This is a genomic window from Bacteroides ovatus, from assembly GCF_001314995.1.
GTDB lineage: Bacteria > Bacteroidota > Bacteroidia > Bacteroidales > Bacteroidaceae > Bacteroides > Bacteroides ovatus.
This window is the reverse complement of sequence record NZ_CP012938.1, coordinates 5,485,847-5,508,521: the sequence shown is the minus strand read 5'-3', so window position 1 is coordinate 5,508,521 and position 22,675 is coordinate 5,485,847. Positions and strand designations below refer to the sequence as shown.

Annotated in this window: 13 protein-coding genes; 7 read left to right on the top strand and 6 right to left on the bottom strand. The window is 40.6% G+C overall.

The features are described 5' to 3' along the window. Positions 1–11: 11 nt before the first annotated feature. On the bottom strand, positions 12–356 hold the full coding sequence (locus Bovatus_RS20940) for a MerR family transcriptional regulator (protein ID WP_004301384.1): 345 nt from the start codon (positions 354–356) through the stop codon (positions 12–14). Between the two features lie 20 nt (positions 357–376). Beyond that, positions 377–1,345 (bottom strand): M23 family metallopeptidase, encoded by a 969-nt coding sequence (locus Bovatus_RS20935; protein ID WP_004305395.1) that lies wholly within the window; start codon positions 1,343–1,345, stop codon positions 377–379. Between the two features lie 171 nt (positions 1,346–1,516). Here Bovatus_RS20935 and alaS point away from each other — a divergent pair, with 171 nt between their 5' ends. The 6 genes from alaS to Bovatus_RS20905 all read left to right on the top strand — a co-directional run bounded on the left by alaS (position 1,517) and on the right by Bovatus_RS20905 (position 13,068). After that, the gene (gene alaS, locus Bovatus_RS20930; RefSeq protein WP_004301380.1) at positions 1,517–4,135 is read left to right on the top strand and encodes an alanine--tRNA ligase; all 2,619 of its coding nucleotides are present in this window, start codon (positions 1,517–1,519) and stop codon (positions 4,133–4,135) included. A 338-nt stretch (positions 4,136–4,473) separates the two neighbouring features. Beyond that, positions 4,474–6,711 (top strand): GH92 family glycosyl hydrolase, encoded by a 2,238-nt coding sequence (locus Bovatus_RS20925; RefSeq protein ID WP_004323636.1) that lies wholly within the window; start codon positions 4,474–4,476, stop codon positions 6,709–6,711. A 29-nt stretch (positions 6,712–6,740) separates the two neighbouring features. Further along, positions 6,741–7,298, top strand: a complete 558-nt coding sequence (locus Bovatus_RS20920; RefSeq protein WP_004301378.1) for an RNA polymerase sigma-70 factor — start codon at positions 6,741–6,743, stop codon at positions 7,296–7,298. A 34-nt stretch (positions 7,299–7,332) separates the two neighbouring features. Then, on the top strand, positions 7,333–8,340 hold the full coding sequence (locus tag Bovatus_RS20915; RefSeq protein WP_004301377.1) for a FecR family protein: 1,008 nt from the start codon (positions 7,333–7,335) through the stop codon (positions 8,338–8,340). A gap of 44 nt (positions 8,341–8,384) precedes the next feature. Then, positions 8,385–10,691 (top strand): GH92 family glycosyl hydrolase, encoded by a 2,307-nt coding sequence (locus Bovatus_RS20910; protein WP_004301376.1) that lies wholly within the window; start codon positions 8,385–8,387, stop codon positions 10,689–10,691. Between the two features lie 106 nt (positions 10,692–10,797). Continuing rightward, complete coding sequence (locus Bovatus_RS20905) at positions 10,798–13,068, top strand: GH92 family glycosyl hydrolase (protein WP_004301375.1); 2,271 nt, start codon at positions 10,798–10,800, stop codon at positions 13,066–13,068. A 1,020-nt stretch (positions 13,069–14,088) separates the two neighbouring features. Here Bovatus_RS20905 and Bovatus_RS20900 read toward each other — a convergent pair. The 4 genes from Bovatus_RS20900 to Bovatus_RS20885 are packed head-to-tail and all read right to left on the bottom strand — an operon-like array spanning position 14,089 to position 19,111. Further along, the gene (locus Bovatus_RS20900; protein WP_004301374.1) at positions 14,089–15,396 is read right to left on the bottom strand and encodes a DUF4989 domain-containing protein; all 1,308 of its coding nucleotides are present in this window, start codon (positions 15,394–15,396) and stop codon (positions 14,089–14,091) included. A gap of 20 nt (positions 15,397–15,416) precedes the next feature. After that, positions 15,417–16,844 (bottom strand): BT_3987 domain-containing protein, encoded by a 1,428-nt coding sequence (locus Bovatus_RS20895; RefSeq protein ID WP_004301373.1) that lies wholly within the window; start codon positions 16,842–16,844, stop codon positions 15,417–15,419. A gap of 26 nt (positions 16,845–16,870) precedes the next feature. Then, entirely contained in the window at positions 16,871–18,031 is a 1,161-nt protein-coding gene (locus tag Bovatus_RS20890; RefSeq protein WP_004301372.1) for a DUF1735 and LamG domain-containing protein, read from the bottom strand. A gap of 9 nt (positions 18,032–18,040) precedes the next feature. Then, positions 18,041–19,111 carry a glycoside hydrolase family 18 gene (locus Bovatus_RS20885; protein ID WP_004301371.1) on the bottom strand — a complete coding sequence of 357 codons (1,071 nt, stop codon included), beginning with the start codon at positions 19,109–19,111 and terminating at the stop codon, positions 18,041–18,043. A 236-nt stretch (positions 19,112–19,347) separates the two neighbouring features. On the opposite strand from Bovatus_RS20885, the gene Bovatus_RS20880 reads away from it, so the two are divergent. Next, the gene (locus tag Bovatus_RS20880; RefSeq protein ID WP_004301370.1) at positions 19,348–22,674 is read left to right on the top strand and encodes a TonB-dependent receptor; all 3,327 of its coding nucleotides are present in this window, start codon (positions 19,348–19,350) and stop codon (positions 22,672–22,674) included. Position 22,675: the final 1 nt, after the last annotated feature.

Sequence of the window (22,675 nt, the reverse complement as noted above, 5' to 3'; positions counted from 1 at the left end):
TTAGCATTTATTTATTCCCGTCCATCCAATTCGCGTTTAATAGCCAAAAGCTCTTCTTTTATCGCTTTCAGCTTATTTACAATCTCATAATTACGAACCGTAGCTTCTTTATTATCCTTCAAACGTTGCCGGGCACCGGGAAGTGTCATGCCCTTTTCTTTTACCAAATGATAGATAAGACCGATCGTTTCTACGTCTTCTTTGCGGTACTGACGTATTCCTCTTCCCGCTGTCTTAGGAGAGATTTGCGGAAATTCCTTTTCCCAAAAACGGAGCAATGACGGATTGACTCCGAACATGTCGGCAACCTCCCCTATTGAATAATATAGCTTCAATTCTTTGTCTGTATTAAGCATAACACTCCTGTTTTAAGATTTTAATCGAATACTTTACCATGATTGGCTGCCAACTGAATCATCTTTTCATAATCTTCGGCACTCAAATCCATGAAATAATAATTGACCGGATTCACTACCTGCCCTTTCACGTGCACTTCATAATGCAGATGCGGACCGGTACTTTTTCCTGTACTACCCACTTTTCCGATAATCTCACCACGTACCACTTTCTTTCCGACTTTCGTATTAAATCCCTGCAAGTGAGCATACCGAGTGAGATACCCGAAGCCATGATCTATCTCAATGGTATTACCATATCCGGTTTCCCATCCCACTTTCACCACTGTTCCGTTTCCGGTAGCATATACATCCGTTCCCGGATGAGCAGAGAAGTCCATGCCTGCATGGAACTTTGTCGTACCATAAATAGGATCGATACGTGTACCATAACCGGATGCTGTCTGACGAAGATCCTTATTCGAAATAGGCTGTATGGCCGGAATACATTTCAGCATCTCATCATGGTTCTTACACATATCAATCACATCATCGAAAGATTTCGACTGGATATAAAGCCTTTTGGAAAGCACGTCCAATTTTTGAGTCGTGTTCACCACCAGCTTGGCATTCGCCAAATCCATCAGTTCTTCGTAACGGTTCGTCCCGCCATAACCTGCCTGACGAATAGCCGGAGAAACAGGATCTGCCTGTAAAATCACTCGATACAGATTATCGTCACGTTGCTGAATATCCTGAAGCACCCCCATAGCGTCGTCCAAACGCCGGGAAAGCACATTGTACTGCGCCAAAAGACGGCTGTTTTCAATTCTTAATTCCTTCTCCGACGGAGAACCAAAAATCAAAAGCAATACAATAAAGCAACCTGCTCCCAACCCCATTCCATAGAAAAGCCGACGCAGGATACTAAGCGCACGCTGCCGTACGGTAGGGTAAATTCGATCATAAGTCTGGGTCTGTGGATTATAGATGTAGTATACTTTGCGCATCTTTTTGGAAATATTTCGCTTGTTAATACGGCAAAAGTAATAAAAACAAGCTATCTTTGCACAGTTTTTACGAATTTATGAGTTGTGATTTATGATTTATTGGGGATTCTTCCCCTCTCTCATATCCCACAGCCCATAATTCATAATTCATAAATCATAATTCTTCATTATATGTTGACTGCAAAAGAGATCAGAGATTCATTCAAGAATTTCTTTGAGTCGAAAGGACACCACATCGTTCCCTCGGCTCCGATGGTGATTAAAGATGACCCTACCCTGATGTTTACGAACGCGGGTATGAACCAGTTTAAAGATATTATTTTGGGTAACCATCCGGCGAAATACCAAAGAGTCGCGGACTCGCAAAAATGTTTGCGTGTAAGCGGAAAGCATAATGACCTGGAAGAAGTAGGACACGATACGTACCACCACACCATGTTTGAAATGCTTGGTAACTGGTCGTTCGGCGATTACTTCAAGAAAGAAGCGATCAGCTGGGCGTGGGAATATCTGGTAGAAGTCTTGAAACTGAATCCGGAACATCTCTATGCAACCGTATTTGAAGGAAGTCCCGAAGAAGGATTGAGCCGTGACGACGAAGCTGCTTCTTATTGGGAACAGTTCTTGCCAAAGGATCACATCATCAACGGTAACAAACACGACAACTTCTGGGAAATGGGTGATACAGGACCTTGCGGACCTTGTTCCGAAATCCATATCGACCTCCGTCCTGCTGAAGAACGCGCCAAGATCTCCGGTCGCGACCTCGTGAACCACGATCATCCGCAGGTAATTGAAATCTGGAATCTCGTATTCATGCAATACAACCGCAAAGCAGATGGCAGCCTTGAGCCGCTTCCTGCAAAGGTTATTGACACCGGTATGGGATTCGAACGCCTTTGTATGGCTTTACAAGGAAAAACATCCAACTACGATACAGACGTATTCCAGCCAATGCTGAAAGCTATTGCAGCTATGTCGGGTACAGAATACGGAAAAGATAAGCAGCAGGACATCGCCATGCGTGTAATTGCCGACCATATCCGTACTATTGCATTCTCTATCACAGACGGTCAGTTGCCTTCTAACGCGAAAGCTGGTTATGTGATCCGCCGTATCCTTCGCCGTGCTGTTCGTTACGGATATACTTTCCTCGGACAGAAACAGGCATTTATGTATAAGTTGCTTCCTGTATTGATTGATAATATGGGAGAAGCTTATCCTGAGCTGGTTGCACAAAAGACACTGATTGAAAAAGTAATCAAGGAAGAAGAAGAATCATTCCTCCGCACTTTGGAAACTGGTATCCGTCTATTGGATAAGACAATGGAAGATACCAAAGCCAATGGAAAAACTGAAATCAGCGGTAAAGATGCCTTTACTTTATATGATACATTCGGTTTCCCGCTCGACTTGACAGAGCTGATTCTCCGTGAAAACGGAATGACTGTCAACATTGAAGAGTTCAATGAAGAAATGCAGCAACAGAAACAGCGTGCACGTAATGCCGCCGCCATCGAAACAGGTGACTGGATTGTACTGAAAGAAGGGACTACTGAATTCGTTGGTTACGATTACACTGAATACGAGGCTTCTATCCTTCGTTACCGTCAGATCAAACAAAAGAACCAGACATTGTATCAGATTGTACTCGACTATACTCCATTCTATGCAGAAAGTGGTGGTCAGGTCGGTGATACCGGTGTATTGGTAAGCGAGTTCGAAACGATTGAAGTGGTCGATACAAAGAAAGAGAATAATCTTCCGATACATATTACCAAAAAGTTACCCGATCATCCGGAAGCTCCGATGATGGCTTGTGTAGATACCGACAAACGTGCTGCCTGCGCAGCTAATCACTCGGCGACCCACTTGCTGGATGCTGCTTTACGTGAAGTATTGGGTGAACACATCGAACAGAAAGGTTCATTGGTTACACCGGATTCATTACGTTTCGACTTCTCTCACTTCCAGAAAGTGACCGATGAAGAAATCCGTAAAGTTGAACATATCGTCAATGCAAGAATCCGCGCTAATATCCCATTGAAAGAATATCGCAATATTCCTATCGAGGAAGCTAAGGAGTTGGGGGCTATCGCTCTTTTTGGTGAAAAGTATGGCGACAGAGTTCGTGTGATCCAGTTCGGCACTTCTATCGAGTTCTGCGGTGGTACACACGTAGCTGCAACCGGAAATATCGGTATGGTAAAAATCATCTCCGAAAGTTCTGTTGCTGCCGGCGTTCGCCGTATTGAAGCTTATACTGGAGCACGCGTGGAAGAAATGCTGGATACAATACAAGATACACTTAACGACTTGAAGGCTCTCTTCAACAATGCTCCTGATTTGGGTATTGCAATCCGCAAATATCTGGATGAAAATGCAGGATTGAAGAAGCAGGTGGAAGACTTCATGAAAGAAAAAGAAGCAGCGCTGAAGGAAAGACTGTTGAAGAATATACAAGAAATTCACGGCATCAAAGTGGTTAAGTTCTGTGCTCCGCTACCGGCAGAAGTAGTGAAGAATATCGCTTTCCAACTTCGTGGTGAGATTACAGAAAACTTGTTCTTCGTTGCCGGAAATATAGATAACGGAAAACCGATGCTGACAGTCATGCTTAGCGACAATCTGGTTGCGAGTGGTCTGAAAGCTGGCAATTTAGTGAAAGAAGCTGCCAAACTAATTCAAGGCGGTGGCGGTGGTCAGCCTCACTTTGCAACCGCAGGAGGTAAAAACACTGACGGACTACCGGCAGCTGTTGAAAAAGTACTGGAGCTAGCAGGAATCTAAAAGTAAATGAAAAGGAGTCTAATAAAAAGATAATAGGCTGGTTTTACATAAAGATTTAAAATTAGGCGCAGATTACGCGAATTACACGGATTTTTTATTCTTAAAACCGTGTAATCTACGAAATCCGCGCCTAAATATTACACTAATCGAGGCACCGATAAGCACTGTCCGGCACCGAGGAATATCGACCGGATGTAGAAGTCTATTTGTCTCTCTTAAAAAATATTAAGCCTATAATTTAGGCTTGTCACAGTTTTTTTCTACCTTTGTGACCAGATTAATTATTTTTCTTATCCTTCAAATAAATAAAATAAGTAATCACTAATACCTAAAGAATGATGAGAACACCTGCTTATCTATGCCTGCTGTTAACCTGCATGCTCATTTCTTGTACCCCTACGCAAGAAAAACACGAAATAGATTACACATCTTATGTAAATCCATTTATCGGAACAGACTTCACTGGAAACACTTATCCTGGTGCCCAAGCTCCTTTCGGCATGGTGCAACTTAGCCCGGACAACGGACTCCCCGGATGGGACCGTATCTCCGGTTATTTCTATCCGGACAGTACGATTGCCGGTTTCAGCCACACACATCTTTCCGGCACTGGAGCGGGAGATTTGTATGACATCTCTTTCATGCCTGTCACTCTTCCCTACAAAGAAGCGGAAGCACCACTTGGCATCCATTCTAAATTCTCCCACAAGGATGAAAGTGCTCATGCCGGTTATTATCAAGTACGCCTGACTGATTATAACATCAACGTCGAACTGACTGCCACCGAGCGTTGTGGTATCCAACGTTATACGTTTCCGGAAGCCCAATCTACTATCTTCTTAAATCTGAAGAAAGCCATGAACTGGGATTTTACCAACGATTCTCATATCGAAGTCGTAGACTCCGTCACCATTCAAGGTTACCGTTTCTCCAACGGCTGGGCACGCGATCAACACATCTATTTCCGCACCCGATTCTCCAGGCCTTTTGAGAAAATGGAACTGGACACAACTGCCATCATCAAAGACAACAAACGTATCGGTACCGCTGTTATCGCCCGCTTCGATTTCAATACCCAAAAGGATGAACAGATATTGGTAAACACTGCCATTTCCGGTGTCAGCATGGAAGGAGCAGCCAAAAACCTGCAAGCTGAAGTCCCCGAAAATGACTTCGACAAATACTTGACGGAAACAAAAGCAAACTGGAACCGCCAGCTCGGAAAGATTGAAATAAAAAGTGATAATGAGAACGATAAAGTAAACTTCTATACCGCTCTCTATCACTCAATGATTGCTCCAACTATTTACAGTGATGTAGACGGAGCTTACTACGGCCCCGATAAGAAAATACACCAAGCCGACGGCTGGGTTAATTATAGCACCTTCTCCCTATGGGATACATACCGTGCTGCCCACCCGCTCTTTACTTATACCGAACCCGAACGTGTAAACGACATGGTGAAATCCTTCATCGCCTTCTACGAACAGAATGGCCACCTACCGGTGTGGAACTTCTACGGAAGTGAAACAGACATGATGATCGGTTATCATGCTGTTCCTGTTATTGTAGACGCCTATCTGAAAGGAATCGGCGACTTCGACGCAAAGAAAGCCTTGGATGCTTGCATAGCAACGGCTAATCTGGATAATTACCGCGGCATCGGACTCTACAAAGAATTAGGATACATACCTTACAACGTAACAGACCACTACAACGCAGAAAACTGGTCGTTATCCAAAACACTGGAATACACTTTCGATGACTATTGCATTGCCGAAATGGCGAAGAAGATGGGCAAACAAGACATTGCGGACGAATTTTACAAACGTTCTCAAAACTACAAGAATGTATATAACCCCGCTACTTCTTTCATGCAGCCACGTGACGACAAAGGCATCTTTATCAAGGACTTCAAGGCCGATGACTATACACCACACATTTGCGAAAGCAACGGATGGCAATACTTTTGGTCTGTACAGCATGATATAAACGGACTGATCGACCTTGTAGGAGGTAAAAACCGGTTTGCCGAAAAACTGGACAGTATGTTCACCTATCATCCGGCAGCAGATGACGAACTACCTATCTTCAGCACGGGCATGATAGGACAATATGCGCATGGCAATGAACCGAGCCATCACGTTATTTATCTGTTCAATGCTATAGGACACGAAAATCGCACACAAGAATATGTGGCCAAAGTGATGAACGAGCTCTACAAGAACGAACCTGCCGGTCTTTGTGGCAACGAAGATTGCGGACAGATGTCAGCATGGTATGTATTCAGTGCGATGGGATTCTACCCCGTCAATCCCGTCAGTGGAAAATATGAGATAGGTACTCCCCTATTCCCGGAAATGCAATTACATCTGGCAAATGGAAAGACTTTCACCGTATTGGCCCCCAAAGTAAACAAAGAAAATATCTATATCCAATCCATCAAAATAGATGGAAAACCGTATGACAAAACATATCTTACTCACGAGCAAATCATGAGTGGAGCAACTGTCGAATTCGAAATGAGTAACACCCCTAAAGCAATTGGAGTCATATTCGAAGATAAAAACCCATAAACGAAACATGAACTTAGTCCATCGAGAGAATGAATGAAAACTTTGATGTAACCTATAAAGCACTATTTCGCCGGTACTATCCCAGCCTGATTTTCTATGCAACCCGTTTGGTGGGAGAAGAAGAAGCAGAGGATGTAGTGCAGGACGTATTTGTAGAATTATGGAAGCGGAAAGACCACATAGAGATAGGCGACCAAATCCAGGCCTTTCTCTATCGTGCCGTTTACACCCGTGCCCTTAATGTCTTGAAACACCGCAGTGTGGAAGACGGTTATTGTGTTGCCATGGAAGAAATCAACCAAAGACGCGCAGAATTCTATCAACCGGACAACAACGAAGTGATTCGGAGGATCGAAGACAAGGAACTCCGCAAGGAAATTCATGATGCAATTAATGAGCTCCCTGACAAATGCAAAGAGGTTTTCAAACTTAGCTATCTGCATGATATGAAAAACAAGGAAATAGCCGATATTCTCGGAGTTTCACTCCGCACGGTGGAAGCCCATATGTATAAGGCTTTAAAATACTTGCGTGGCCGACTCGATCCTCTTTGGGCGATTCTTTTCTTATTTTTATGGCGATTATAATAAGTGTTTTTGCGTTTTGAATTGTATTACTAATATGAAGGAAAAGAAAATGAGTAATCTGAGTGAAGAAATAATAAACAGATATCTGACAGGACAGTGTTCTGAAGAAGAGCTTATCGAGGTCAATGCCTGGATGAAGGAATCGGAAGAAAATGCCCGCCAGCTCTTTCGTATGGAAGAAATTTATCATTTGGGTAAATTCGACCAGTACACTGATGAACAACGGATACTTCGTGCGGAAAAACAACTCTATAAAAAGCTGGACGAAGAGAAAGGTAAACAGAGCAAAATACTAAGCATGCATCGCTGGATGAAATATGCCGCAGTGATTGCTGTGATGTTGGTCATGGGTGGTGGAGTCGGATATTGGTTCTATCAAAACGGAAACAATCAACAAATGATGGTTGCAGTAGCCAGCGAAGGCATTGTTAAGGAGGTAGTCTTGCCGGATGGTAGCAAGGTTTGGCTGAACAATGCAGCAACCTTGAAATATCCACGTGAGTTCTCCGAAAAGGAACGCAATGTCTACCTGGAAGGAGAAGCTTATTTTGAGGTCACCAAAAACCGCCATAAGCCATTCACCGTTCAAAGTGATGCAATACGCGTACGCGTATTGGGAACTACGTTCAATTTAAAATCCGATAAGCGTTGCCGGATAGCGGAGGCGACACTTATTGAAGGTGAGATTGAAGTAAAAGGCAATAAGGAAGAGGGGCAGATTATCCTCACTCCGGGACAACGTGCGGAACTGAACAAAAATAATGGACGATTGACCGTGAAACAAGTGGATGCCAAGTTGGATGCTGTTTGGCACGATAATCTGATTCCATTCCAAAAAGCAGATATCTTCACCATCACCAAAGCGCTGGAGCGTTTCTATGATGTGAAAATCATTCTATCTCCTGACATTCAGACGGGTAAAACTTACTCCGGTGTACTGAAAAGGAAATCGAATATCGAGTCAGTGTTAAAATCATTGCAAAACTCTATACCTATTGATTATAAAATTGTCGGAAACAATATCTTCATTTCTCCCAAATAAGAAGTAAAAGATGAACCGGCTAAAACTTAAAAGCTATTAATACCATGAAATTAAAAACATTCCTAATAGTAGGATGTTTAGGAGGTTTATTCACACTTAGCTCCTGTACAGCCCCCACTAATGTAAAAGACTATAGTGCTTACGTCAACCCTTTCATCGGTACCGGTGGACATGGTCATACCTTCCCCGGAGCGGTAGTTCCCCACGGGATGATTCAGCCCAGTCCGGACACCCGGATCGATGGTTGGGATGCTTGTTCCGGTTATTATTATGCCGACTCTACCATCAATGGCTTCTCACACACACACGTCAGCGGTACAGGTTGTTGCGACTATGGAGATGTCTTGCTCATGCCAACCGTAGGTAAACAACAATATCGAACAACCGATCCCCAAAGCCAGCGACTGGCATACGCTTCCTCTTTCTCGCACAAGAATGAGATTGCAGAACCAGGATATTATTCTGTCTTTCTCGATACTTATCAGGTGAAAGCTGAAATTTCATCCACCAAACGAGGAGCAATCCATCGCTATACTTTTCCCGAAAACACCGAATCCGGATTTATCATCGACCTGGATTACAGCCTACAACGACAGACTAACTCCGAGATGGAAATAGAAGTAATAAGCGATACGGAAATCTGTGGACATAAGAAAACAACTTATTGGGCTTTCGACCAATATATCAACTTTTACGCTAAATTTTCCAAACCATTCTCTTATACGCTCGTTACGGACTCTATCACCATGGATAATGGTAAACGACTTCCTGTCTGCAAAGCATTATTGCATTTCAACACCAGTAAAGACGAGCAGGTTCTTGTTAAAGTAGGTGTGTCCGCTGTTGATATTGCCGGTGCACGGAAGAACGTTGAATCAGAAATTCCCGGATGGGATTTCGAAAAAGTACGTAAAGACGCACGTACGGCATGGAATGAATATCTTTCCAAAATTGATATTACAACTTCCGATAAAGAAGATAAAGCCATCTTCTACACGGCCCTCTATCACACGGGAATCAGTCCAAATCTGTTCACTGATGCAGACGGACGTTATTTAGGAATGGATCTTGAAGTACATCAAGGAGACACCCTTAATCCGATATACACTGTCTTTTCTTTATGGGATACTTTCCGTGCGCTACATCCGCTAATGACTATCATTGATCCCGATCTGAATAATCACTTTATCAATTCGTTAATTAAGAAACATCAGGAAGGTGGGATATACCCCATGTGGGACTTGGCTTCCAATTACACCGGCACTATGATTGGCTATCATGCTGTTCCGGTCATCGTGGATGCCTACATGAAAGGGTATCGCAATTTTGATACCAAAGAGGCTTATAAAGCCTGCCTGCGTGCCGCTGAATATGACACTACCGGCATCAAATGTCCGGATTTGGTATTGCCTCATCTCATGCCTAAAGCAAAATATTATAAGAATGCCATCGGATATATCCCTTGTGACCGCGAAAACGAATCAGTGGCCAAAGCTCTGGAATATGCGTATGATGACTGGTGTATCTCTATCTTTGCAGAAGCGATGAGTGATTTTGAATCCAAAGCAAAGTATGAACGCTTCGCCAAGGCTTACGAATTCTATTTCGACAAATCAATCCGCTTCATGCGTGGACTGGACTCAAAAGGTGAATGGCGTACTCCATTCAATCCACGCGCATCTACTCACCGCAGCGATGATTATTGTGAAGGAACAGCTTGGCAATGGACTTGGTTTGTGCCGCATGATGTAGAAGGATTAGTCAATCTGATGGGTGGAGAAGATGCTTTTGTCCAGAAACTCGATTCCTTATTCTCGGCCGATTCATCACTTGAAGGTGAGACAACCTCATCAGATATCAGCGGACTGATCGGGCAATATGCACATGGAAACGAACCAAGTCACCATGTGATCCATCTATATAACTACGTTAACCACCCTTGGAGAACTCAAGAGTTGGTAGATAGTGTTTACCGGAGCCAGTATGCCAACAGTATAGAGGGTCTTTCGGGTAATGAGGACTGCGGTCAGATGTCTGCCTGGTATATACTCAACTCTATGGGATTCTATCAAGTATGTCCCGGCAAGCCGGTATATTCCATCGGACGTCCTGCCTTCGACAAAGCAGTTATCAATCTGCCTGAAGGAAAGACTTTCAGTATTGTAGTAAAGAATAATGGGAAAAAGAATAAATACATTGAAAGTGTATTGCTGAACGGTAAGGCTCTAAACATTCCATTCTTTAACCATCAGGATATTGCGAATGGAGGAACGATGGAAATCAAGATGACCGATCATCCTACGAAATGGGGAGTCCTCTCTCCGGCTCTCTCCTCAAAAGAAGAGGAATGAGTTGGTACTACTGGCTGTTCAAATTGAATAAAAAAACAAAACCTTGAAAAATAAATTGGCTCAATTGATTTCTGATTCGATTGAGCCATAAATAATAAATAAGACCATGAAAAAGTATCTCCTATTAGTATGTGCATTAAGTTGTATCGTCTTTGCAAAAGCCAAAGACTGGACGCAGTATGTCAATCCGCTTATGGGTTCTCAATCTAGTTTCGAGTTATCAACAGGTAATACTTATCCGGCCATTGCCCGTCCGTGGGGGATGAATTTCTGGACTCCACAGACAGGAAAGATGGGAGACGGATGGCAATACACTTATACAGCTAATAAGATTCGTGGATTTAAACAAACACATCAACCCAGTCCGTGGATTAACGATTACGGACAATTCTCTATTATGCCTATAGTAGGCAAACCGGAATTCAATGAAGAAAAGCGTGCCAGTTGGTTTGCCCACAAAGGAGAAACTGCCACTCCTTATTATTATAAAGTATATCTTGCAGAGCATGATGTAGTGACAGAAATGGCTCCAACCGAGCGTGCCGTTCTTTTCCGTTTCACTTTTCCGGAAAACGATCATTCGTATGTTGTAGTGGATGCCTTTGATAAGGGATCGTATATTAAGGTTATTCCGGAAGAAAACAAGATTATCGGTTATACAACTCGCAACAGCGGTGGAGTTCCCGAAAACTTTAAAAATTACTTTATTATTGAATTCGACAAGCCTTTCACTTATAAAGCTACGGTAGCCAATGGCAATCTGCAGGAAAATGTTACCGAACAGACAACAGAGCATGCCGGAGCCATTATTGGTTTCCAAACACATAAAGGCGAACAAGTACATGCAAGGATTGCTTCTTCTTTCATCAGTTTTGAACAGGCAGCTTTGAATATGAAAGAGTTGGGCAAAGATAATATTGAACAGCTAGCCAAGAAAGGAAAAGAAGCGTGGAACCAAGTGTTAGGCAAAATAGAAGTAGAAGGAGGCAATCTCGATCAATATCGCACATTCTATTCTTGTTTATATCGTTCATTGCTCTTCCCACGCAAATTCTACGAACTGGATGCTGCCGGACAACCGGTTCATTACAGTCCTTATAATGGGCAAGTATTACCGGGATATATGTATACCGACACAGGCTTTTGGGATACTTTCCGTTGCCTATTCCCGTTATTGAACCTAATGTACCCGTCAGTCAACAAGGAAATGCAGGAAGGTCTGATCAATACATATAAAGAGAGCGGTTTCTTCCCGGAATGGGCAAGTCCGGGGCACAGAGGCTGTATGGTTGGTAACAATTCTGCTTCTGTCTTAGTGGATGCTTACATGAAAGGAGTGAAAGTGGACGATATAAAAACATTGTATGAAGGGCTGATTCACGGAACGGAGAATGTACATCCACAAGTATCATCAACAGGACGTTTGGGATATGAATATTACAATAGACTGGGTTACGTGCCTTATGATGTAAAAATCAATGAGAACGCCGCACGCACGTTGGAATATGCATACAATGACTGGTGTATCTACCAACTGGCAAAGGAACTTAAACGTCCGAAAAAAGAGATTAATCTTTTCGCAAAACGTGCCATGAACTACAAGAATCTTTTCGATAAGGAATCTAAGTTAATGCGTGGACGCAACGAAGATGGTACATTCCAATCTCCTTTCTCTCCGCTGAAATGGGGGGACGCCTTTACGGAAGGAAATAGCTGGCACTATACTTGGTCTGTATTCCACGATCCTCAAGGATTGATTGACTTGATGGGTGGAAAAGAGATGTTTATCACCATGATGGATTCTGTTTTTGCCGTACCTCCTATTTTTGATGATAGCTACTACGGCCAAGTGATTCATGAAATCCGTGAAATGACTGTGATGAATATGGGTAACTATGCACATGGCAATCAACCGATTCAGCACATGATTTATTTATATGACTATGCAGGACAACCTTGGAAAGCCCAATACTGGTTGCGTCAAGTAATGGATCGTATGTACTCTCCTACTCCGGACGGCTATTGTGGCGATGAAGACAACGGACAAACTTCTGCCTGGTATGTATTCTCGGCATTAGGTTTCTATCCTGTTTGTCCGGGAACGGATGAATATATTATAGGTGCTCCGTTATTCAAGAAAGCTACACTTCATTTTGAGAATGGCAATAGTTTGGTTATTGATGCTCCGAATAATAGTAAGAAGAATTTTTATGTCAATTCGATGAATGTCAATGGTGCTGATTACACTAAAAATTATCTCCGACACGAAAATTTGCTCAAGGGAGGTACAATCAGTGTTGAAATGAGCAATCAACCTAATCAGAATAGAGGAACTAAAGAAGAAGATATGCCCTATTCTTTCTCTAAGCAACAATAATCCTTGCGAGATAATTTACCCTAATCTTGGTTTGAGTCTTTCAGTATTGCACCGAAATGAACCAAATGAACATTTATTGAAACGCAGATTAACGCAGATTTTCGCAAAGAATAAAAAAGTTCTCAAACATGGCGCAGCCTTCTAATAATCTGCGAAAATCTGCGTTAATCTGCGTTTCAATACTTATTTGCTAAAATATCAATTGATTCAGCACCGTACGGAAATGAGTAAAATGATACAGGTTTGAATACATAGTGAGAAAAACATCTATCATAGTATCATTCATTTTAATAATCTTCTAATTATCAAAGGAATAAGTATGATAGATAACTTTTAGAAAATGCATCTATCATACTTTTATTGCAAAAAACGGGTATCTATCACACCCATACTATATCTATTTAGTGTAGCATTAGGTGAGAGTATCCATTTAAAGGCATAAGAATGCACACTTTATAGGATGATAACCTGTATTGACAACTTAATAATCTATTGGAAGCGGCTGTCTTTCTATAGTTCACATGTGCAGGCTGTACAGCCCACGTATGTAAACCGTGCAGCCCACACATGCGGACTGTACAGCACACATACGTGGGCTATAAACTTATCGCCATTACATTTACATTATTAAGCCACGATAATCAGATTTATATGGCTCCCTTGTGACAAAAACAAGCTATCTTACACCTATTATGACCCTTATATGGCTATTTTGCACAATGATAGATAACCTGTTTTTACTGGTAAAAGTATGATAGATGCATTTTCTAAAAGCTATCTATCATACTTATTCCTTTGATAATTAAAAGATTATTGAAATAAATGATACTATGATAGATATTTTATTTCACTATGTAGCATTTAATTCAAATATTTAGGAACATGAGCAAACGTTAGACTTAGAAAAGTTAGCGCCTGCCCGTTCTTTGAAAAAGCAATTAAAAAGAGGCTGACTCAAAAACAATCTTGAGACAGCCTCTCGAATACAAACTTTAACCTATATTCTTTTTAGACTCAATACTACTTAAAGACGTATATTTCATAAAGCTCACATCCCCAAGAAGCCAAAAGATCAAATTTCACATACCGTGCAGTTATAGATTCAATGAATTGATAGTAATCGGCATTCTCATCAGCAGTAGCTACTTTTCCTAGATAATTCCATGTGTTTCCATCAGAAGAAACTGATAATTGTACATTTTGAGGAGCATAATAATATATATAATCAAGACCTACTCCAGTGATTGTTTTTTCCTCTCCCATATCGAGTGTAAATGAAATATCTCCATCAGAACATATACCTTCATAGTTACCTTTGGTTTCACCATCAATAAGCGAACCGCCACCATCGTTTTGATAAAAATCACTACTATCTTCCACATCTACAGACCAACCCTGTTTGGCCCATTCTATCCAACCGGAAGGCCGTTTGTAAGATATGTGTTCAAATCCTCTTATATATTTATTTATATTCAAGGTGAAAGAACTTCTTTTCTCATCCTGCACGAAGACCGGATCTTCACATTCAAAAACAGCTGTGATATTTAATGTGTTTGACGAGTCGTCCGATGTACGCAACAAAAAGTCATTAGTAATCTCCCAAGTAATATCTCCTGATGTCTTTTCACCAGCAGGAATTATAATTTCTGCAGGAGTAATACTAATGTCTTTCAGGTATTCGTCATCCACTCCTTCCGTTGTAAGTTTCACCTTTACATCTTTCCGAGCAGGACGATCCAATTGTACACTGAATGTATATAGATTCCGCTCCGTGTCCTTAAATTCTCCGTTGAAATAAGTATGTTCGAATGTAGTTTTATTACCGACTTTTCCTTCCAAGAAACCTGTAGCTACATACGCCTCTTTCTTTATCAAAGCTTTTGCCTCCAAGGTAATAGATGGCATTTTATATCCTTGCACAGTAGCTCTCACTCCTAAATTATAGGTAGCTTCATCGTAATTAGATTGAAAAACATCCATATTTTTTATACCCAAAGTAACACTGGCATCCGTATAGCCTGCCGGAATTATCAATTTGGTATCACTTAACTCAACATCTTCTCCGATTGGCTCAAAAGTAACTATTGCGTCCTCGGGTGAAGCGTTAAAACGAAAGGTGAATATTACGGGTTTATCGAATTCTAATATACCCTCATTATTATAGGTGGCATTCACTGTTATTTCCGAGCCTTCTCCGTCTTCCGCCACAAGAGAAAAATTGTTATCCGGATAGGTAGCCAGACTTGGAGTTTCATCTTCGCCGCATCCAGAAAGGGCTGTCAGCAAACCGACTGCCAATAATAAGAAAAATCTATAAAGTGTTCTCATTTCTACAATTGTTTTTTAATTTATTGCAAATCATCGGGATATTGGTAAGGTGTGGCATCATTGTCTTTGTAGAACACGGTAGGTGCTTGTAACGGAGAACCATACAGAGTTCTCACATCAGACAGACGCCGGAATACATTGCCATAATTTTCCGGCTTCGGTGAAAAGCCCATAAACCATCCAGAACCTTGGTTTATCAGTCTTTGTCCCTGTAAATCGCCACCTGTACCTCTAACAAACTCCATGGATTGACCGGAACATTCTTTGGATGTCAGGTCCCCATACGGAACTTGAGAAGGATCTCTACCATAATCACCAACTACAATATCTATCCAGTTTTTAATAGTTACTCCATCAACAACGGTTGCCTTCGAACTATACATTCTTCTTAATGCATATACTGCTACGATTTTATCAGGCATTGCTTGTTTAGTTTCGTAGCATAAACGTGCCGCAGCCTCCTCACTAGGCTCTGTTAATGCTGGATTATTCGGATCATAAGCACCTTCATATTCGTCATCAAAACATACCCCGTCCAGATTATATGCTTTGCAATACTGAGCTAGTTCTCGTGCAAAGTCTTTGGCACCTTGTTTAGAAAGTTGCGCCACTCCTGTTATATCCCCGTTACTAAGTATTCCTAATACTATTTTAGTTCCACGTTTACGAAGTGGTTGCAAAAATTTCTCATTATTATCTAGCAAATATTGTATGTAAGCATTACATTTTAAATAAGGGCGTTGGGCTTGTGCGTCCCAGTTGATATTGGCAGCAAATGGAGATACTACATCCCACAGCAATTTTCCGTTTTCCAGTTGAAAAGAAAGAGCATTCAGTGGATTTGTACCATCAAAGAAGACAAATGACTTTACTACATCTTCCTCTTTGTAAGTGTTTCCTAACTTTCTCATATCTTTTATCAAATAGATACAATGACCAGCTTTCTCATCTTTTATGGTAATGTCGCTACTTACGTGGGTAAGAGCTATAGGTAAAGCATAGGTTTTATCTTCTTTCAAAGTGCCGTCCGCCTGAATGGTGATGTCAGTCTGAGCAGATTTTGTTTGAGCATCTACTATGAGCTTCCCGTCATTCTTAAAAGAAACCAGGTGCACAGGATACAATTCAAAATCGGTTTCATGCTCTTTATTATAAGTATCCAAATAATCTGCATCAATAATTACTTGAGCAGAAGTACTGGTACTCGTCATTTTACTAAGACTCATTTTTACAGAAGTAGTATAAGTATCTTTGTATAGATCCACTACGTTAGAAGACAAATTGGACTTTCCGTCACGCAAGTATCCATTGTTTTCATAAATGCCGGTATATGCTGACTCATCTATTGCTTTATTTATGACAAGATCATCATCACAGGAGGTAAGGCAAGTTATGCCGCCTGCAAATATGGCAACCATCAACCCTGTTATCAGATATTTTTGTTTCATAATAATATTCTTTTTAATTAAAAGGATTAATATATTTGAGGAAGTTCTACAGGAACCCATATCGGATCTTTACTCGCTGTGATATCATTTCCATTGCCAGTACGATCTATAACAACCTTTCCAGACCCCTCATTAAATTTCCAGTAGGCTACAAGTCCTTCACTGGCAGGATTTACTTTATAAGGATTATCTGCAATTTGCTCTGCAGTTCTTTCTACGCTCCAAATACGAACCTCTGAAATTTCTCCCGGAAGCCAGCGGGTACCATCAAAAGAACGACCTATATAGCAATTCTTAGTTAAATTAACCGTACTATTTGCTGACTGGTCTTTATACACCGCCACACCATTCTTATAATAGATTCGGTTTTTATTGACAGTGTTATACACAACAGCTATGTGTACCCATTCGTCTACCGGAAGTCCAATACCTGGTGCGTGATTTGCTGGAGGAAAACTTCCACCTGGCACAAATGCCTGAAGTTGATCACGTGGACGGTCACCATCACCGATACGTATAAGGAAATTACCTTCAATTCCAAAAACAGAACTTAGTGCATTATCACGTTTGGCCACCCAGTCATCACTTCGTACCAATGCTTCCACTGTAATAGTAGTCATCTTGCTTACATCACTATTCCATTTTATCGGAAAATAGTTTTCTTTAATATTAGCTACAACATTAATAAGAGCAGCGCCTTTGATAATAAAATAAGTGGTACGGGCACTCTCAAGAAGTCCAATTCCAGATACATTTGTGATTGTAACAGGCAACACATAACGTCTTGAGTCGTCCAATTGATTCAAATTAACGAAATTCACTATGATATCATCTCCGGAAATTCCTCCGGGTTGAATCGTAACATTCTTCACAGGGATATCATAAAACGCTTCGGGAAGTGCTGTAGCATTATCCCCATAACATAGATTATAGGTAGCTGTTAAAGATGGTTTGGCATCAAAGCTGACTTGGATTTCGTTGTCGACAGGAGCAGCAAGCCGATAAGTAATTTTACGACTGTCAAACAATACATCTTCTTTAATCAGTAAATCTTCAGTTACGGGTACCGAACTTATATAAAGCTTATTGTCATAATGATGTTCATCATTAATATCCGTATCCTTGCAGCTGCTTACCGTAAATGCAGTAAGTGCTATAAATGCTAATTGATAAATATGCAATTTCATATTGTATTTCTATTTATTAGGATTCATTATATGAATAGTTTCACGTACTGTTCCATAAGTATTATTGTAATAATCCTTTTGGATATTGATGATAAAAATACCAGTGCAGGTATAATCTGGTGATGCCTGTACAATCCATTGAGCTGTACCTTGTGCAGCCAATACTTTATTTCCATTTGCATCCCGTGTATCCCAATAACCAATTATCATATCCTTATCTTCCTGTTGAGGAAACTGTGTACAGGCAATAAAACGATCTTTTGGAACAAGATCCGCATTCGTTCCTGCTACGTCTATGCCTGCTTGAATAGCCATAAAAACATTTAATGTCAGATCCTCCATGTTTTTGGAAGAAGCGGTTTTCAGTATCAGATGATTGTATTTATCCAGCATATCCATGTTTTCTGGAGCCAAATACTGCACATAACCGTAAAAAACCAATGTTTTGTCGGTATGCTTAATCCGCCAATCCAACACTCTGCTGAAGAAGTTTTGCTGACGTGCCTTGTATTGTTGTAACACATCTTCTTGCATACCCACCATTGAAAGTCCTGTATAGTCAATTAGGATACCATCATATCCATAATTGTCACATAGAACCAGCATAGCATCCGTACGTTCATTCAGATACCTTTGTGCATCTTCTTCCGTCAATTCGGAATTATCTTTTGCCTTATTGTTCCATTCTTGTTCTAAACTCTCATAATTAATGCAGGAAAGCGTGCGGATATTCTTCTCGCGTATTTTTACCATTTCGGCTTGTGTTTCAGACGAGAGCTTTTCTGGATTATTCAAACAGATAAAATCCACACTGTCCAGTATAGCGGTGAGACGTTCGGTTTGATTGATTGGATTAGTTTCCGGATTGTCAAAAGAGACAAAGACTAACTTATGTTCTCCATCCTTGTAGCGTTTCAGATCTCTGATATAGTCAGCATACAGTTGCGGGTTTTGCTCTTCAAATGTAGGGTAATGGATGTTAATGCTTTCTGGGTCTGTCCAGCCTTCGCATGAGGAATACATCATCCCCCACACCATCAATATTGCTGTAAACAAACTGTTTTTTACTATTCTTTTCATATATATTATCACTTAAAGATTTTAATCACATTATTTTCATCCAAGTTCTCTAAGTACTTGGTAAATTCTAAATATAGGTTATTCAAGGAGATATCAGATATTTCTTACTTTTTTCGAAAAAAAGAGAAAATGGACTAAGTGTTTATTATATTAGCATTGTTTTATTAACAAAGGAAGGGAAAGTCGACACTCTTCTTTTTGAGTTTAATAAAATGTATAACCATTAAATTAAATGTATGGAAAGCAAACATTCGCTTCGAAAGTCGAAGTTATTTCGAGCTTTATTGATTCTTTTGTTGATAGCAGTTCCTGTACAATGGGCTGCGGCACAGTTGACCTTATCAACTCCCCGTACAACTTTAGGAACTGTAATTAAACAAATTCAATCACAATCAAAGTACCAATTTTTCTACAATGACAAGCTATCAACTGTCACAGTTGAACCTTTAAAAGTAAAAGATGCTTCTTTAGAGCAAGTTTTAAACACACTTTTGAAAAATAAAGATATCTCTTATAAAATAGAAGAGAATATAATTTATTTATCAGAAAAAGAAAATTCCGATTCACTACAACAACAAAGCGGGAAAGAACGTACTATAACCGGACAAGTTGTAGATGCTAAAGGAGAACCATTGATTGGTGTTAGCATTTTAGTGAAAGGAACAACAGACGGAGCTATTACCGATTTGGATGGTAACTACAAAATTGTGACAAAAAGCAATAACCCAGTTATTGTTTATTCTTATATCGGATATAAGACACAAGAAATCCCTTTGAAAGGACAGACAGCCATTAATATTACGATGATGGATGATACCCAAGTGATTGACGAGGTAGTTGTTACAGCTTTGGGTATTAAGCGTTCAGAGAAAGCTTTGAGTTATAATGTCACACAGGTCGATGCAGAATCAGCTTTAGCTGTAAAAGATGCGAACTTTATTAATTCACTGAACGGAAAGGTTGCGGGTTTAAATATCAACTCTTCTTCTTCTGGTATTGGTGGTGCAAGTAAAGTTGTTATGCGTGGCTCCAGGGGTATCGAACAATCGTCTAATGCTCTTTATGTTATCGACGGTATTCCAATGTATAACCTGAGCGCTTCTGGTGGTTCTGAAGAGATGCAATCGCAAGGCTCTACAGAAGCTATAGCTGATATAAACCCAGATGACATTGAATCAATGTCAGTTTTGTCTGGTGCTGCTGCTGCCGCATTGTATGGTAGCAATGCATCTAATGGTGCTATTGTGATTACAACCAAAAAAGGAAAAGTGGGTCGTGTAGCCTTGACCGTATCTAGTAATACAGAAATGTTATCTCCATTCGTCATGCCACAGTTTCAGAATCGCTATGGAACTTCTGGAACAGATGCTAGTTGGGGTAAAAGATTGAATGAAGCTAATTACCGCGGATACGATCCTGCAAGTGATTATTTTCAGACTGGGCTTATTGGAACAGAATCTGTAACACTTTCTACTGGTACTGAACACAATCAGACATATCTTTCTGCCGCAGCCGTTAATTCGCGTGGCATTATTCCAAATAACAAATACGACCGCTATAACTTTACATTCCGGAACACCACTCTTTTTCTAGAAGATAAGATGAAACTGGATGTTGGTGCTCAATATATTATGCAGAAAGACCGTAATATGGTGAATCAAGGTATTTATGCAAACCCATTGTCTTCTGCTTACCTGTTTCCGCGTGGAAATGACTGGGAAGATTACAAAATGTACGAACGTTATGATTTAGAGCGTAATATGTATACGCAATATTGGCCTCAAGGAGGGGGATCGTTCCGTTTACAAAATCCTTACTGGATTAATTATCGTAACTTGCGTGAAAATGACAAAGATCGTTATATGTTGAGTGCAGCTTTAAGTTACGATATTCTAAGTTGGTTGAACGTAGCTGGACGTGTACGTCTAGATAATTCATACAACACATATACACAAAAATACTATGCCTCTACCATCGCAACTATTGCTGAAGGTGAAAATGGTTTTTATGGTGTAACAAACACTCGTGACAAGCAAACATATGCAGACTTATTGTTGAATATAAATAAAACATTTGGCGAGGATTGGAGTTTAACAGCTAATATCGGAGCATCTTATTCAGACAATCGTTCTGAAGCTCTTGCCGTTAGTGGACCAATTGCAGCGAATGGACTTCCTAACTTTTTCACAGTTGCTCAATTGGATAAAGAAACTGGGAAACGTGAAGAAACTGGTTATCGTGAACAAACACAATCTATATTTGCATCTGCAGAAGTTGGTTATAGAAGTACTTACTACTTGACTCTTACCGGACGTAATGATTGGCCAAGTCAATTAGCGGGACCGAACTCAAAACAGTCTTCTTTTTTCTACCCGTCAGTAGGAGGCTCTGTTGTTTTGTCTGAACTTTTCAAATTACCTGAAAGTATTTCATACTTAAAACTACGTGCTTCTTGGGCATCCGTAGGTCTACCATTTGGACGCTTCCTTGCTTATCCAACTTTTTCATGGAATACTTCAACAGGAGCATACTCTTCTCAGTCTGCATATCCATTGTATGATTTGAAACCGGAACGTACAGATTCTTGGGAAGTAGGTCTTACTGCACGTTTCCTTAAACATTTCAATTTTGATGTTTCATTCTATAATACCAAGACTTACAATCAAACCATGGATGCAAAGCTTTCTCCAACAGGAGGCTATAGTACATTCTATGCGCAGACTGGTAACGTACGTAACCGTGGTGTAGAACTTTCACTTGGTTACAAGAATACATGGAACAAGTTTTCATGGAGTTCTAACTACACATTCAGTGCCAATAAAAACAAGATTTTAAGCCTGATTGATGGTTACATAAACCCTGTAACCGGTGAAGAAATAACAAAAGACCGTATGGATGTAGGTGGTTTATCAAAGGCACGGTTCATTCTAAAAGTAGGTGGATCTTTAGGTGATCTCTACTCACAGTCTGACTTGCTTCGAGATTCAAATAATAAGATTTATGTAAATGCCGATGGAAATGTAGCAGTGAATGACAAAGCTGATGATATTTATTTAGGATCTGTTTTTCCAAAAGCTAATATGGCATGGCGCAATGACTTTCAATATGGTAACTGGGGACTTGGCTTCCTTCTTACTGCCCGTTTGGGAGGAGTCGTTTACTCTGCGACTCAAGCCGTTCTTGACTCCTATGGTGTATCCGAAGCTACAGCAGCAGCTCGTGATAATGGTGGAGTCGTGATAAACGGCAACGATATGATTGACGCGCAAAAGTGGTATACAGTGGTTGGTGCCGACAGCGGTATTCCTCAATATTACACTTATAGTGCTACCAATTTACGTCTGCAAGAAGCTTCTGTCAGCTACACTATCCCAAGAAAGAAATTGAAAAATATTATGGATATCACTCTTTCGCTGGTAGGTCGTAACTTGTGGATGATTTATTGCAAGGCTCCTTTCGATCCTGAATCTGTAGCCACTACAGGTAACTATTACCAGGGAATTGATTACTTTATGATGCCTAGCCTTCGTAGCGTAGGATTCAATTTGAAACTTAAATTCTAAA